General features: G+C 71.9%; 16 protein-coding genes. 9 read left to right on the top strand and 7 right to left on the bottom strand.

All coding sequences use genetic code 11. From position 1 onward, the window contains the following. Positions 1-3 precede the first annotated feature (3 nt). The 3 genes from pstA to KF823_15965 are packed head-to-tail and all read right to left on the bottom strand — an operon-like array spanning position 4 to position 2,887. Positions 4-924 (bottom strand): phosphate ABC transporter permease PstA, encoded by a 921-nt coding sequence (gene pstA, locus KF823_15975; protein MBX3727400.1) that lies wholly within the window; start codon positions 922-924, stop codon positions 4-6. Beyond that, complete coding sequence (gene pstC / locus KF823_15970; protein ID MBX3727399.1) at positions 924-1,865, bottom strand: phosphate ABC transporter permease subunit PstC; 942 nt, start codon at positions 1,863-1,865, stop codon at positions 924-926. Before pstC ends, pstA begins: the two co-directional genes overlap by 1 nt. A gap of 23 nt (positions 1,866-1,888) precedes the next feature. Beyond that, positions 1,889-2,887, bottom strand: coding sequence for a PstS family phosphate ABC transporter substrate-binding protein (locus KF823_15965; protein MBX3727398.1), 999 nt, complete (start codon positions 2,885-2,887; stop codon positions 1,889-1,891). A 232-nt stretch (positions 2,888-3,119) separates the two neighbouring features. Between KF823_15965 and KF823_15960 the strand changes: the two genes are divergently transcribed. From KF823_15960 to KF823_15950, 3 genes are all read left to right on the top strand, one after another. Further along, positions 3,120-3,797 (top strand): TIGR00153 family protein, encoded by a 678-nt coding sequence (locus KF823_15960; protein ID MBX3727397.1) that lies wholly within the window; start codon positions 3,120-3,122, stop codon positions 3,795-3,797. A gap of 40 nt (positions 3,798-3,837) precedes the next feature. Continuing rightward, entirely contained in the window at positions 3,838-5,085 is a 1,248-nt protein-coding gene (locus tag KF823_15955) for an inorganic phosphate transporter (protein ID MBX3727396.1), read from the top strand. Positions 5,086-5,189: 104 nt separating this feature from the next. Then, complete coding sequence (locus tag KF823_15950; protein ID MBX3727395.1) at positions 5,190-5,843, top strand: exopolysaccharide biosynthesis protein; 654 nt, start codon at positions 5,190-5,192, stop codon at positions 5,841-5,843. A 172-nt stretch (positions 5,844-6,015) separates the two neighbouring features. On the opposite strand, the gene KF823_15945 is transcribed toward KF823_15950, so the two are convergent. Then, positions 6,016-6,927, bottom strand: a complete 912-nt coding sequence (locus KF823_15945) for a hypothetical protein (GenBank protein ID MBX3727394.1) — start codon at positions 6,925-6,927, stop codon at positions 6,016-6,018. A 15-nt stretch (positions 6,928-6,942) separates the two neighbouring features. Next, positions 6,943-7,707, bottom strand: coding sequence for an RNA methyltransferase (locus KF823_15940; GenBank protein MBX3727393.1), 765 nt, complete (start codon positions 7,705-7,707; stop codon positions 6,943-6,945). A 93-nt stretch (positions 7,708-7,800) separates the two neighbouring features. Between KF823_15940 and KF823_15935 the strand changes: the two genes are divergently transcribed. Both KF823_15935 and KF823_15930 read left to right on the top strand, forming a co-directional pair. Further along, positions 7,801-8,604: an inositol monophosphatase gene (locus KF823_15935; protein MBX3727392.1), complete on the top strand. Its 804-nt coding sequence runs from the start codon at positions 7,801-7,803 to the stop codon at positions 8,602-8,604. Positions 8,605-8,628: 24 nt separating this feature from the next. Further along, complete coding sequence (locus tag KF823_15930; protein MBX3727391.1) at positions 8,629-9,078, top strand: hypothetical protein; 450 nt, start codon at positions 8,629-8,631, stop codon at positions 9,076-9,078. Positions 9,079-9,286: 208 nt separating this feature from the next. Here the strand turns inward: KF823_15930 and KF823_15925 are convergent, their stop codons facing one another. Beyond that, positions 9,287-10,456, bottom strand: a complete 1,170-nt coding sequence (locus KF823_15925) for an FAD-dependent monooxygenase (protein ID MBX3727390.1) — start codon at positions 10,454-10,456, stop codon at positions 9,287-9,289. After that, entirely contained in the window at positions 10,453-11,664 is a 1,212-nt protein-coding gene (locus KF823_15920) for an FAD-dependent monooxygenase (protein MBX3727389.1), read from the bottom strand. Before KF823_15920 ends, KF823_15925 begins: the two co-directional genes overlap by 4 nt. A gap of 75 nt (positions 11,665-11,739) precedes the next feature. Between KF823_15920 and KF823_15915 the strand changes: the two genes are divergently transcribed. The 4 genes from KF823_15915 to KF823_15900 all read left to right on the top strand — a co-directional run. Continuing rightward, positions 11,740-12,393, top strand: coding sequence for a histidine phosphatase family protein (locus KF823_15915; GenBank protein MBX3727388.1), 654 nt, complete (start codon positions 11,740-11,742; stop codon positions 12,391-12,393). Then, entirely contained in the window at positions 12,393-12,956 is a 564-nt protein-coding gene (locus KF823_15910) for a hypothetical protein (GenBank protein MBX3727387.1), read from the top strand. The genes KF823_15915 and KF823_15910 overlap by 1 nt, the downstream gene beginning before the upstream one ends. Positions 12,957-12,961: 5 nt before the next feature. Continuing rightward, positions 12,962-13,537 (top strand): cob(I)yrinic acid a,c-diamide adenosyltransferase, encoded by a 576-nt coding sequence (locus tag KF823_15905; GenBank protein ID MBX3727386.1) that lies wholly within the window; start codon positions 12,962-12,964, stop codon positions 13,535-13,537. A gap of 100 nt (positions 13,538-13,637) precedes the next feature. Continuing rightward, positions 13,638-14,569 (top strand): histone deacetylase family protein (locus tag KF823_15900; GenBank protein MBX3727385.1); only part of this gene is annotated, 932 nt, incomplete at its 3' end.

Genomic DNA, 14,569 nt, shown 5'->3' with positions numbered 1-14,569 from the left:
GGATCACCACTTGATGCGTTTGCGGGCGCGGTAGCGCAGCCAGATCGCGGTGGCGTTCATCAGCAGCGTCATGGCCACCAGCACGACACCGGCGGCGGCGGCGTTGACGTGGAACGCGGGATCCGGTCGCGACACCCAGTTGAACATCTGGATCGGCATGACCGTGAACGGCGACGCCAGCCAGTCCATGTTGAGGAACGGCGGCGTCGCGGTGATCGGCGCCGGCGGCAGGAAGGCGATGAAGGTCAGCGCGCCGATGGTGATGATCGGCGCGGTCTCGCCGATCGCGCGCGACAGGCCGATGATGATGCCGGTCAGGATGCCCGCCGAGGAGTACGGCAGGACATGGTGCCGGATGGTCTGCCAGCGTGTGGCGCCGAGGCCGAACGAAGCCTCGCGGATGGTGCCGGGCACCGCCCGCAGCGCCTCCCGGGTGGCGACGATGACGATCGGCAGGATCAGCATGCCCAGGGTCAGGCCGGCAGTCAGAATGCTCTGCCCCAGGCCCAGTCCATACACCAGCAGACCGAGCGCCAGCAGGCCGTAGATGATCGACGGGACGCCCGCGAGGTTGCTGACGTTGATCTCGATCGCCTGCGCCAGCCAGCCCTTGCCGGCGTACTCCTCCAGGTAGATGCCGGCCGCGACGCCAATGGGAACCGCAGCGAACGCGGTCACCAGCATCACCAGCAGACTGCCCACCCAGGCCGACAGGATGCCCGCCTGCTCGGCGCGCCGCGACGGAAACTCCAGGAAGAAGCTGCCGTTGATCCGCACCAGGCCATCGGCGACCAGTTGCGCGAACAGCGCAGCCAGCACCAGCAGCGAGACCAGCATGACGACCAGACCGATCACCTCGAAGGCCAGGTCCTTGGCCTTGTGGCGAACGCTCAGCGAATGCAGTTGTTCGGGGGTAAGACGCATCAGTACGCCTCCCTGTAGCGGCGCCGGACCCAGTGCCCGATCAGATTGAAGAACAGGGTGATCGCGAACAGCGTCAGTCCGGCCGCGAAGATGCTCTGATAGCCGATCGAGCCGTGCGGCAGGTCGCCCATCGCGACCTGCACGATATAGGCGGTGATGGTCGCCGCCGCCTCGGTCGGGTCGAAGGTCAGGTTCGGCTGCTGGCCGGCGGCGATCGCCACCACCATGGTCTCGCCGACCGCGCGCGAGATGCCGAGCACGTAGGATGCGACGATGCCGGACAGCGCCGCCGGCACGACCACGCGCAGCGCGGTCTGGAACCGGCTCGCGCCCATCGCGTAGGACGCCTCTCGCAGGTGCATCGGCACCGCGCGCATGGCGTCCTCGGACAGCGAACTGATGTAGGGCACGATCATGATGCCGATGACGATGCCCGGCCCCAGCATGTTGAAGCCAGGCAGTCCGGGCATGAACTTCTGCAGCAGCGGGGTGACGAACAGCAGGGCGAAGTAGCCGAACACCACGGTCGGCACGCCGCTGATCAGCTCGAGGATGGGCTTGACCACCTCGCGGACGCGCGGCTTGGCGAACTCGCTGAGGTAGATCGCGGTGATGGTGCCCAACGGCACCGCCACGAGCAGCGCGACCAGGCTGGTGGTCAGCGTGCCGGCGACCAGGGGGGCGATGCCGTAGCGGGCGTTCTCGAACAGCGGCGTCCACTGGGTGTCGGTCAGGAACTCCCAGAGCGACACGTGGCGGAAGAAGGTCGCCGACTCGATCAACAGGGTCGCGACGATCGCAACGGTGATCGCCACCGCCGAGAACGCGGCCAGGAACAGCACGGCCTGCACGAGGCGCTCGACCAGCCGGCGCCGGCGCGCCACGGGACTGTCGGCGCGCAGCCGGCTGGCGGCGGCGATCCGCGCCTTTTCGGTGGCCATGGCCATGCCCTCCAGGCGCGCCGTCAGCGCGGCTCGCGGCTGAGCAGCTCCTCGACGCTGACGCCGATCTCCGAGTGCCCCTCGAAGACGGTGCCGGCGCGCCGCGCCTGGAACCGCTCGCGGGCAAGCTCGTAGGCCCTCGGCGGCAACGGCACGTACTTGACCTCCTCGATCAGCGGCGCCGCCTCGCCCAGGAAGTACTCGACGAAGTCCCGGACCTCGGGTCGCTCGGCGGCGGCAACGCTCACGTAGATGAAGTTGGGCCGGGACATCGGCGTGTAGCTGCCGTCCAGCACGGTCTGCGGCGACGGACCGACCGCGCTGTCGGCGCCCTCCCCCCGGATCCGCACGGCCTTCACGCGAGTGGCGTTCTCGGCGTAGTAGGCGTAGCCGAAGTAGCCGATCGCATGCACGTCCTGGGCGACACCGGTGACCAGCATGTTGTCGTCCTCGCTGGCCGTGAAGTCGCCGCGGCTGGCCTTGGCACGACCCATCACCGCCTCGGTGAAGTAGTCGAAGGTGCCGGAGTCCGATCCGGCGCCGAACAGCTTGACCGGCTCGTCCGGCCAGGATGGGTCGACCTGGTTCCAGCGCATCACCACGCCCTGCGCCGAGGGCTCCCACAGCGTGCGCAGCTGCTCGACGGTCATCTCCTCGGCCCAGGTGTTGCCCGGGTGGATGACCACGGTCAGCGCGTCGAAGGCGATCGGCAGCTCGATGTACCCGATGCCGGCGGCCTGGCAGGCGGCGATCTCCTCGTCCAGGATCGGCCGGGAGGCATTGGAGATGTCGGTTTCTCCGCGGCAGAACTTCTTGAAGCCGCCGCCGGTACCCGACACGCCGACGGTGACCCGGACCTGGCCGCCGCGGCTGGCCTGGAACTCTTCGGCGACCGCCTCGGCGACCGGGTAGACCGTGGACGAGCCGTCCATGCGGACCATGGTCGTCTCGACCCGCTCGGCACAGCCCGCCAGGGCGGCGGACACGGCGGCTAGGCACAGCAGGGGGCGGCGCAGGCGCATCGGGGCGATCTCGGCACAGGGTGGAGGGAGGGCTATGGCCGCACCGGCTCGGGAACCGGACCGGCAGGTCGCCATCGGATTGCGCCGCAGCATATTTCAGGGATGTGACTGTTGTATGACAATGGCCTCCCGGCCGCCGCTGCGCCACGATGGCAACGGTCATACCGGAACGCCTACCATCGCCGCGCCCTGAACGGACCGCGGCCGCACCATGACCCAGCAGGAGTCGTCCATGCCCACCAGTTTCCTCGCCGGCATCTTCGGCCGGTCGCCGGTCCAGCCGCTCAAGGACCACATGGCCAAGGCCGCGGAGGCCGGCCACGTGCTGCTCGATTTCATCGAGGCGGCGCTGGCCGGCGACTGGGAGCGGGCGGCCAACGTGCGGTCCCGACTGCAGGACATCGAGCACGAGGCCGACCGCCTCAAGGCCGACCTGCGCATCCGCCTGCCGAGCACCCTGATGATGCCGGTCGACCGCGGCGACCTGCTCGACCTGATCACCACCCAGGACCGCATCGCCAACCGCGCCAAGGACATCGCCGGACTGATGTACGGCCGGCGCATGGTGCTTCCCGACTCGCTGGCCCCCGGCTACCGGCGCCTCGCCCAGCGCAGCGTCGACGCTGTCGACCAGGCCGAGCGCAGCGTCGGCGAACTGGACGAGCTGTTCACCGCCGGCTTCCGCGGCGCCGAGGTGAAGCTGGTCGAGCGGATGATCACCGAGCTCGACGCCATCGAGGACGACACCGACACCCTCGCCTCCGAGCTGCGCGCCCAGGTGTTCGCCATGGAGCAGTCGCTGCCGCCGGTCGACGTCATCTTCCTGTACAAGGCGATCGAGTGGCTGGGCGACCTGGGCGACTTCTCGCACCGGGTCGGCGGCCTCCTGCAGCGCCTGATCGCCCGCTGATCCGCCCCGCCCCTCCCCGCAACCCAGCGACGGAAAGACCATGGAAGGCATGACGCTGTACATCATCCTGGCCGCGGTGTTCGGCCTGTACATGGCCTGGGGCATCGGCGCCAACGACGTCGCCAACGCCATGGCGACCTCGACTGGCGCCAAGGCGATCAGCATGCGCCAGGCGTTCCTGATCGCCGCGGTGTTCGAGTTCGCCGGCGCCGTGCTTGCCGGCGGCGCGGTCACCGCGACGATACGCAGCGGCATGATCGACACCGCCGACCTGGCTGGAAACCCCGAGCTGCTGATCTTCGGGATGCTCTCGGCGCTGCTGGCCGCGGCGGTCTGGCTGAACCTCGCCTCGCGACACGGCTGGCCGGTCTCGACCACGCACTCGATCGTCGGCGCCATCGTCGGCTTCGCGGTGGTCGGTATCGGCTTCGAGGCGGTCAAATGGGCCAAGGTCGGCACCATCGTGATGAGCTGGGTGGTGTCGCCCCTGCTCGCCGGCATCGTCGCCTTCATCATCTTCCGGACGGTCCAGTGGCTGATCCTGGACCGCGAGAACCCCCTGGCACAGGCCAAGCGCTGGGTGCCGGTCTACATGTTCTTCGCCGCCTTCAACATCTCGCTGGTGACCCTGCTCAAGGGCCTCACCCATGTCGGCCTGGATCTCGACACCCGGCAGACCTATCTGCTGTCGGCGGCGATCGGCCTGGGCATCGCGGTCATGGGCTGGGCCCTCATCCGGCGCATCCAGCCGGTGCCAGGCGCCGACCGCGACAACCACTTCGCCACCGTCGAGCGCGTGTTCGCGGTGCTGATGATCGTCACCGCCTGCTCGATGGCCTTCGCGCACGGCTCCAACGACGTCGCCAACGCCGTCGGTCCGGTCGCGGCCGTGATCAGCACCGCGACCAGCGGCCAGGTCCAGCAGACCTCGTCGATGCCTCCGTGGATCCTGCTTCTGGGCGGCGCCGGCATCGTGTTCGGCCTGATGACCTACGGCCGCGCCGTGATGCGCACGGTCGGCGAGCAGATCACGGCCCTCACCCCCAGCCGCGGCTTCGCCGCCGAGATGGCCGCTGCCGCCACCATCGTCCTGGCCTCCGGCACCGGCCTGCCGATCTCGACCACCCACACCCTGGTCGGCGCCGTGCTCGGCGTCGGCATGGCCCGCGGCATCGCCGCCATCAACCTGCAGGTGGTGCGCAACATCTTCGTGTCGTGGGTGGTGACGGTGCCGGCCGGCGCCCTGCTGTCGGTGATCTTCTTCCTGATCTTCCGCGCGGTGTTCTGACCGACGCGCCGCGATGACGCCCGCCCCGAACCCCTTGCCGGCCCCGGCCTGATGTCCGGCGTTCAGCGCGCGCACGGCCGGCTGGCCGCATCCTCGGTCCCGAGATGAACGGCAACGGCAGGCACCAGCGCACCACCGAAGTCATCCAGGACGCCCTGGACGGCATCGACGGCGACACCGTGGCCATCGGCGCGCTGGTCGACCGGTTCGAACGGCGCGGCTTCGGCGTGCTGGTCCTGCTGCTGACCCTGCCGGCGTTCATTCCTGTGCCGGGCGTCGGCGCGCTGACCGGCCCGGTGATCGCCCTGCTGGGCGTGCAGCTGATGGCCGGGCTGGCACGACCCTGGCTGCCGGCGCGGGTCAGGCGCAAGACGCTGCGCAAGGACAGCTTCGCTCGGTTCTTCGCGCGCATGGGTCGCGTTCTGCGGGTGCTGGAGCGCTTCTGCCGGCCGCGCGCGCTCTGGCTGTTCGACAATGCCGGCAACCGGGCCTCCGGCCTGATGCTGGTTTTCTACGGCATCCTGTTGTCGCTGCCCATCCCGTTCACCAATTACCTGTTCGCCCTGGTGCTGCTGTCGATCGCGATCGCCATGATCGAACGCGACGGCGTGCTGCTGATCAGCTCCTGGTTCGTGGTCGGCCCCCTGGTGCTGGCGGTCGGCGTGGCCTGGCGCAACCTCAAGGCCGGCCACCTGCGTCGGCGCCGGCGCAACGGCCGGAATGGCCGCAACGGCGGGACTGGCGCGTCGGACGATTGATCCACCTCCAGGCCGCCGTGCAAACCCGTTCCTGCAAGGGATCCTGAGCGCCCTTCGGTTCGCACGTCCGGCGCCTGCGCGCACAGGCGCCCGGCAGACTTCCTGCGCATCGGACTCGCCGGGCGAGCACCCATGGCCGCGGCGGACCGGGTGTTCGCAGACAGCTCGCAGGTCAGGCGCCGAAATCGTCCACGAACAGGGCATCCGCCACCAGGCGGTCGACCAGCAGCGGCAGCAGGGCCTGCAGCACCTGTCCCTGCTGCTCGGCGGCCGGCAGCGTGGCGCCGCCGCCGCAGGACGCCTCGCCCAGGGTGCAGGTGAACCAGCCGTCGGAGAACTGGCAATGGCTGCCACCGGCGATGTCCAGCAACTGCCGCCGGTCCGGCGGCGTGGCCAGCGCGGCGAACATCGGGCCGGCATGCTGGGCGGTCGGCGTCACGCAGTCGCGGGAGCCGGTGACCAGCAGGGCAGACGCACGGATCGAGGCCGCCGCGGCGATCGCCGACGGGTTGGTCTCCGCCGGCGCCAGCGCGAACAGCGCGCCGGTGCGTGGCGCCGAGGCCACCGCCAGCAGGGCCGCGCCGCCGCCCATGGAGTGGCCGCCAATGGCATGCGGCGTACCGGCCACGGACGCGAAGGTGGGATCGCGAACCAGCGCCCGGGGCAGGAAGGCGAGATCGTCCGCGAGGGCGCCGTGGCTGGGCGACAGGCCGGTCTCGGTGGCGGCGAGTGCGACCACGAAGCCCTGTGCCGCCAGCGCCAGCGCCAGCCAGCGGTAGCGGGTCTCCGGGATGGTGAAACCATGCCCGAAGGCAAGGATCGGGAAGGCGCAGCCGGCGACCGGCTGGCCACCCACCCCCGCGGCGATGCCAGGATGGAACAGCCGCGCCGGCACCTCACGGTCGTTCCTGGCGGGATCGATGAAAGTACGGCTGGTCTCGGCAACCGGCCAGGGCCCGTCGCACCCGCCTGCCGCCTGCGCGGCAGGGGCGGCCGCCAGTGCCAGCAACAGGAGCGACGCGGCCGCACGGCCTGCGGGCGTGGTGAGGCGGGTCATGAAGGTCTGGCCCTCGATTACCGGCATTGTCGCGATCCAGCGTCAGCGCCGCGTCGACGCCGCGCCGGCCAACCGCGCCATGCGCTCGGCATCGGCGAGGATGCCATGCAGGATGGCGACCTCGCGGTCGCTGGGCCGGGCACGCAGGAACAGCCGGCGCAGGCGTCGGGTGATCGTGGTGCCGTCCTTGCCCTTGTGGAAATCGATCGCGCGCAAGGCCTCGTCGAGGTGGCGGAACAAGCCTTCCATCTGGGCATCGGTGGCGGCTGCCTCGGCGGGCTCCGCGGCCGGGCCGGGATCGCCGCCGCCCTCGCCGGCCAGCGCCGCCAGGCGAATTTCGTACGCCAGCACCTGCACGGCCTGGGACAGGTTCAGCGAGCTGTATGCCGGGTTGGCCGGGATCCGCACGCAGGCGTGGCAGCGCTGCAGTTCGTCGTTGGTCAGGCCGGTGCGTTCGGTGCCGAACAGCAACGCGACTTCGCCGCGCGCGGCCGCGTCGAGCGCCGTGACTGCCGCTTCCCGCGGACTGATCTCCGGCAGCGACACGCCGCGGCGCCGGGCACTGGCGCCCAGCAGCAGGCCGCAGTCGGCCACGGCCTGGTCCAGGCTGGCATCGACCACGGCACCCTCCAGCACGGCACCGGCACCCGCCGCCAGGGCGGTCGCCTCCTCGTGCGGGAACAGCCGGGGCGCCACCAGGTGCAGGCGTTCCAGGCCCATGGTCAGCATCGCCCGCGCGCTGGCGCCGATGTTGCCGGGCTGGCTGGTGGCGACCAGCACCACGCGGATCCGGGCCAGGCGGTTCATGCGCCATCCCATGAGCCGGGCCCGATGTAGGGTAGACTGCCGGCCGCCGCGGCCTTGCCGCGCACCGTCCAGCCGATCTTTGCCAGTCCCGTCATGATCAAACCCGCCCTTACCGTCGCGGTGAAGGCCGCGCGCGCCGCCGGCACCGTCATCCTCCGGCGCATGGCCCGGCTCGATGCCATCCCGGTCACCGAGAAGGACCGCTACGACTTCGCCAGCGAAGTCGATCGCCAGGCCGAGGCCGAGATCATAAAGGAACTGCGCCGCGCCTTTCCCCGCCACGCGATCCTCGCCGAGGAGAGCGGCGCGCAGGGCAAGGGCGACACCGTCTGGGTGATCGATCCGCTCGACGGCACCCACAACTACCTGCGCGGCATCCCGCACTTCTGCGTGTCGATCGCGCAGATGGTGCGCGGCCATGCCGAGCTGGGCGTCGTGTTCGACCCGATCCGCAACGAGCTGTACACCGCCAGCCGGGGCGGCGGCGCCTTCCTCAACGAGCGCCGCATCCGGGTCGCCGACCGCCGCTCCCTGGAGGGCGCCCTGGTCACCACCGGCCTGCCGTTCCGGCAGCGCGAGCACCTCGACCCGCAACTGGCGATGCTGCGCTCGATGCTGGTCGAGGCCGGCGCCGAAGACGTTCGCCGCACCGGCTCGGCGGCACTCGATCTCGCCTATGTCGCGGCCGGCCGCTGCGACGGCTACTTCGAGCCCGGGCTCAAGCCCTGGGATCTCGCGGCCGGGCAGCTGCTGGTGCGCGAGGCCGGCGGCCACTGCACCGACTTCACCGGCGGCGACGGCTTCATGCACAATGGTCACGTGGTGGCCGGCAACCTCAAGGTGGTCGACGCCATGCTGGCCTGCATCAAGCCGCACCTGACCACCGCGCTGCGCTGACGCGAAGGGCGCGTTCCGAACGCCATGGCCGGAAACGGTGCCAGCCTGCTGATCGCCGCCGCGACACTGAACGCGGTGGCGGCGCTCCTGCACGTAGGCGTCGTGCTGGGCGGGCCCGACTGGTACCGGTGGTTCGGCGCGGGCGAAGGGATGGCGCGCCTGGCGGCGCAGGGCAGCGCCTACCCCGCGCTGGTCACGCTCGGCATCGCCCTGGTCCTGGCGACCTGGGCGGCCTATGCGCTGGCGGGCGCCGGCGTGCTGGCCAGGCTACCCCTGCTGCAGACGGTCCTGGTTGCGGTCACGGCCATCTACCTGATCCGCGGCGTCGCCGGATTCGCGCTGGCGGTGCTCGCGCCTGGCGGCAACAGCCCCGCCTTCTGGGTCTGGAGCTCGACGATCTGCCTGGCCATCGGCGCCGTACATGCGGCCGGCGTCTGGCTCGCCTGGCCCCTGCCCGCCGCGCCTCGACCCTGACCGGAAGGCGCCACCCGCACCGCGGCCATGGACGGCCGCTCGGCAAAGCAACCGCGCACGCAGTTGATTCGACGGGAGCGCGTCCGGACCTGCGCCGTGCGCGCGGCTTGAAACACGACCAGGACGGTCGTTGTTCCAACAAGATGCTCGGGGCGCCCACCCCTCGGCGTGGATTCAGCAGCGCAGCCGCTGCCGGTCGGCCCGGATCTCAGCCCGACGCGACTCCGACCACCGCTCGACGCAGGGCCGGCAACCGCCGCAGCAGGCCGTGGCCGAACGCGCGAAGTCCGGCGGCTCCGGGCAGATTGCAGGCATACAGGCCCAGGATCGCACCGAAGCCGTGCGCGGCCAGGGCATTGGCACCCTGGCGGGCACGCTCATAGCGCGCCAGGACGGCGGCGCTCCCGGGATCCAGGCCGCGGCGCACTGCGGCGGCCAGCAGCGGGGCCAGGACCGCGACATCGGCCAGGCCCAGGTTGAGTCCCTGCCCGGCCAGCGGATGCACCGCGTGGGCGGCATCGGCCAGCAACACCATGCGGCCCTCGCGGTAGCGCCGGGCAAGCTGTCGGCGCAACGGAAAGCCGGCCCGCGGCCCGGCCAGGGCCAGCCGCCCCAGGATGCCCCCGGACGCCTCGGTGAGTGCCTGGTCGAATTCGCTGTCCGGCAGCCCGGCCAGGCGGTCCGCCTCGGCGGTCGGCAGGGTCCAGACGATGGACACCCGGTCGCCTGGCAGCGGCAACAGGGCCAGGGGGCCACCCGGCAGGAACCGTTGGCGGGCGACCGCGCCGTGGCCGATCGCAGCAACGACATTGGCGACCAGACCTCGCTGCCGGTAGTCGTGCAGGTCGACGTCGATGCCGGCCTGCCGGCGCAGTGGCGAGCCGGCACCGTCGGCCGCGACCAGCGCTGCGCCCTCGCGGCGGCGGCCGTCGGCCAGCTCCACCTCGATGCCGGACGCCCGCTCCTGCCACCGCAGGACCTGGGCGCCCTGCAGCCGCTCGACCCGGGTCTGGACGGCCAGCCGCCCGGCCAGCGCGTGCTGCAGCACGCTGTGTTCGACGATGGCGCCCAGGGCGCTTGCGCCGCCGGCCGCAGCATCGAGTTCGAAGCCGTCGGCGGGGTCCCGCTCCCAGACCTGCATGCGCCGGAACACCTGGATGCGCGGCGCCTGCGGCGGCGGCCAGGCCAGCACACGCACCAGCAGATCGAGGGACGCCGGGGTCAGGGCGAACACCCGCAGGTCGGGCTCGCCGGCCGGTTCCGGCGCGGCAGGTGCCGGGTCCAGCAGGGTGCACGGCAAGCCATTGGCGGCGATCGCCAGGGCCATCGCCTGCCCGGCGGGCCCGGCACCGGCCACCAGGATCCGCGGGGGGGTCATGACACCGGCACCGGCGCCAGGGCCAGCGCCGGCGCGTCGTCGGCAAAACCCATCGCGGCAAGCGCAAGCGAATCGCGCAGCGGCGGCAGCAGGTTGAAGGCCGCCAGGGCCAGGCTGGCGACCGCCGATCCGCCCGGAACCGACAGCTTCGGCCAGCGCGCCAGGGCATGGCTCAGCCCGGCGATGCGGGAACGGTCGGGCTCCCGGCGGGCCGCATGCACTGCCAGGGCAGTCGTCGGCTCGGCATGCGCATCCAGGCACTCGGCCAGCACCAGGGCGTCGCGCAACCCCAGATTGAAGCCCTGTGCGGCGATCGGATGCAGGCTTTGGGCGGCATTGCCGACCAGCACCACGCGGCCCTGGTGCAACTGCCGGGCGTAGCGGCGTAGCAGGGGCCAGGCCGAGACCCGTCCGGGCGAATGCAGGCGTCCGAGGCGATGCCCGAAGCGTTCCTGCAGGGCCGCCACCAGGACCGTCGGCCCACCATCCACCAGCGTCGCCGCGTGCGCCGATGGCAGGGTCAGGACCAGGCCGGCGCGGCGCCCGGGCAAGGGCAGCGCCGCGATCGCGCCGTCGGCGGTGAACCGTTCGTAGGCCACGCCCTCGTGGCCACGACCCAGACCGACGCTGGCCACGATGGCGTGCTGGCCGTAGTCGTCCAGCTCGACCGGCACCGCGAGCGCCGTGCGCACCGGCGAGTCGGCCCCGTCGGCGGCGACCAGCACGCCGGCCTCGAGCGCGTGGCGACCGGCGTCGGTCGCGACGGTCGCCCGGATACCCGCCGCGTCCTGACGGAAATCCTCCAGCCGGGCCGGCCGCAACCGTTCCACCTGGGGACAGCGCGCCAGCGCGGCCTCCAGTGCCACGCCCAGCACGCTGGCCGGGACCACGGCACCGAAATCCTCGCGTCCGTGTTCGCTGGCGCGCAGCAACACGCGGCCGAAGGTCCCCGCGCGGCTTGCGTGCACGGCCCTGATCGGCTCTGCCTGGGGCGATATCCCGGGCCAGACTCCAAGGGCGGACAGCGCATTGATGCTGCTCGCCGAGAGGGCGAGGTAGCGCTCCTGGAGGGGGTCGGCCAACGCCTGTCCGGCGGCACGCGACTCGACCAGGGTCACCGCGCGTCCGGCACCGGCCAGGGCCAGCGCCAGGCTGCTGCCGACCAGGCCGCCGCCCACCACGACCAGCTCACGCCTGTGCGTATCCATAGCCGGGCATGATAGCGGCGTCGACCGGCGCATCCGGAAGTGCGCGCCGTTTCCATCCGTCCCGCGGTGGCGGGCATGATGGGGTCTCCAACCGCCGGCAAGACGATGCGACTGGTGCTGCTCTACCACGGCGAACCCGACGGCGCGGCCGGTCGCTGCATCGGCCGGACCGACCTGCCGTTGTCCGCGCCGGCCCGACGCCAGGCGCGGCAACTGGCCGACGACTGGCCCTATCCGCCTGCCAGTTGTCTGGTCGGCTCCAGCCTGCGGCGCAGCCGCGCCATGCTGGAACCGTTCGCGCGCCGGTTTGGCCGCCTGCCCAGGGTCGAGCCGCGCCTCGACGAAATGGACTTCGGCGCCTGGGAGGGAGAGCTGTGGTCGCGCCTGCACGAGGCGCGCCCGGCCGACGTCCATGCCTGGCTCGCCGACTGGGTCGGCCATGCGCCGGCCGGTGGCGAGTCCTTCGCCGCCGTCGCCGAACGCGCCGGCCTGTGGCTGACCGAGACCGAGGCGCAGCAGGGCCCGGACGGACTGGTGCTGGTCGCCGGCCATGCCGGACCGATCCGCGCCCTGCTGTGCCTGGCCCTGGGCCTGCCGCTGCAGCATGCGCTGCGGCTGGTGCTGGACCACGGCCGGATCAGCGCGCTGCGGCAGCGCCACGGGCGCTATGAGCTATCCTATTGCAACGCCTCGCGCTTCGAGGCGAGCCTGTCTGGAGAGGATTCCTGATGTCGAAAGCCGCCGAGCTCCTGCTCAGCCCGCGTGGCCGCACCCTGGCCGCGATGATCGCGCTGGTGGCGCTGGCCCGACTGCTGCCGCACCCGCCCAACTTCGCGCCCGCGGAGTCTATGGCGCTGTTCGCGGGGGCCCTGTTCGTCGACCGGCGCCTGGCCCTGCTGGTGCCGCTGGCGGCGATGGCGCTGTCCGACGTCGGCCTGGCCCTGCTGTTCGGCGCCGGCTACGGCTTCCATTCGCTGCTGCCGGTGGTCTACGCCTGCATCGCCGGCACGGTGCTGCTGGGCTTCCTGCTGCGCGGCCGCATCGGCGTGGCCAGCGTGGCGGCGGCCAGCGTCGCCAGCGCGCTCGGCTTCTTCCTGGTTACCAACTTCGCGGTCTGGTGGGGCTCGTCGTTCTATCCGCAGGACGCCGCCGGCCTGCTGGCCTGCTACGTCGCGGCCCTGCCCTTCCTCAAGAACGCCATCGCCGGCGCCCTGTTCTATTCGCTGCTGCTGTTCGGCGGCTGGGCGCTGCTGACCCGGCGCTGGCCGGCGCTGGCCGCGCCCGCCCGCTGAGCCCGATGGGCAACCGCCTTTCGCGCATCTACACGCGCACCGGCGACGACGGCTCCACCGGCCTGGGCGACGGCGCGCGGGTCGGCAAGGACAGCCTGCGCGTCGAGGCCTACGGCACGGTCGACGAGCTGAACAGCGCGATCGGCATCGTGCTCGCACAGCAGGATCTGCCTGCGGCCGTGGCCGCCGTGCTCGTGCAGGTCCAGCACGAACTGTTCGACCTCGGCGGCGAGCTGTGCCTCCCGCCCGGCACGGAGCTGGTCCACGACCGCGATGTGACCCGCCTGGAACAGCAGCTCGACGGCTTCAACGCCGACCTGCCGCCGTTGAAGGATTTCATCCTGCCCGGTGGCGGTGCTGCCGCGGCGCACTGCCACCTGGCCCGCACCATCTGCCGGCGCGCCGAGCGCGTGCTGGTCGCACTGTCGCGCGAGGAACCGGTGCGCGGCCCGTGCATCCGCTATCTCAACCGCCTGTCCGACCTGCTGTTCGTGCTGGGACGGGTGCTGGCGCGGGCCGCAGGCGCCGGCGAGGTGCTCTGGCAGCACACGCGGCGCGGCCACCCGACCGACGCCGGCTGACGCCGGTCATGCGGACCCGCAATCCGGATCCGGACCACCGCCGATGACCGCGCACGCCGACGCCGGCGCCGCGAGCCGCGATGGCGGCCACGGCTCAACCCTGGCGTTGTTCAGTCATCCCGATTGCGCCGGCCACGACCCGGTGCCCGGGCACCCGGAACAGCCGGCCCGGCTCGCCGCTGCGCTGGCCGCCTTCGACGACCCGGCGCTGTCCGGCTGCCCGCGCCTGGAAGCGCCGCTGGCCGCGCGCGAGGATCTCCTGAGTGCACATGCCGCGGCCCATGTCGATCGCGTCTTCGAGGCCGGCCGCAGCGGTTCCGTGGTGCGGCTCGATCCCGATACCGCAATCGGGCCGGGCTCGCTGGACGCCGCGCTGCGTGCGGCAGGCGCGGTGATCGCCGCCGTCGACCACGTGCTGGGCGGTGCCGGCCGGCGCGCTTTCTGCGCGGTGCGGCCGCCCGGCCACCATGCCACCCGGCGCCTGGCGATGGGCTTCTGCCAGTTCAACTCGATCGCCGTCGGCGCCGCCCACGCCCTCGCCCGACATGGCCTTTCTCGGGTCGCGGTGGTGGACTTCGACGTCCACCACGGCAACGGCAGCCAGGCGATCTTCTGGGACGAACCGCGGGTGCTGTTCGCCTCCAGCCACCAGTGGCCGCTGTACCCAGGCAGCGGCGCCCTCACAGAGACCGGCGCCAGCGCAAACATCGCAAACGCGCCGCTGCCGCCGGGCGCTGGCTCGGCGGCGTTCCGCACCGCCTGGACCGATCTGCTGCTGCCGCGCATCGACGACTTCGCGCCGGAACTGCTGCTGGTCTCCGCGGGCTTCGACGGCCACCGCGACGACCCCCTTGGGGGGCTGCGCCTGGAGACCGGGGATTTCGCCTGGCTGACCGCCGCACTGGTCGCGCTGGCCGAACGCCACGCCGACGGCCGCGTCGTTTCCAGCCTGGAGGGCGGCTACGACCTGGGCGCACTGACCGCCTGCACCCGGGCGCATGCCCTGGCGCTGATCGGTCCCGGCCAGCCCTA

The organism is Lysobacterales bacterium, from assembly GCA_019634735.1.
Lineage (GTDB): Bacteria > Pseudomonadota > Gammaproteobacteria > Xanthomonadales > UBA2363 > Pseudofulvimonas.
The sequence above is the reverse complement of the archived record's forward strand: the minus strand, read 5'-3'. Positions and strand labels throughout refer to the sequence as shown.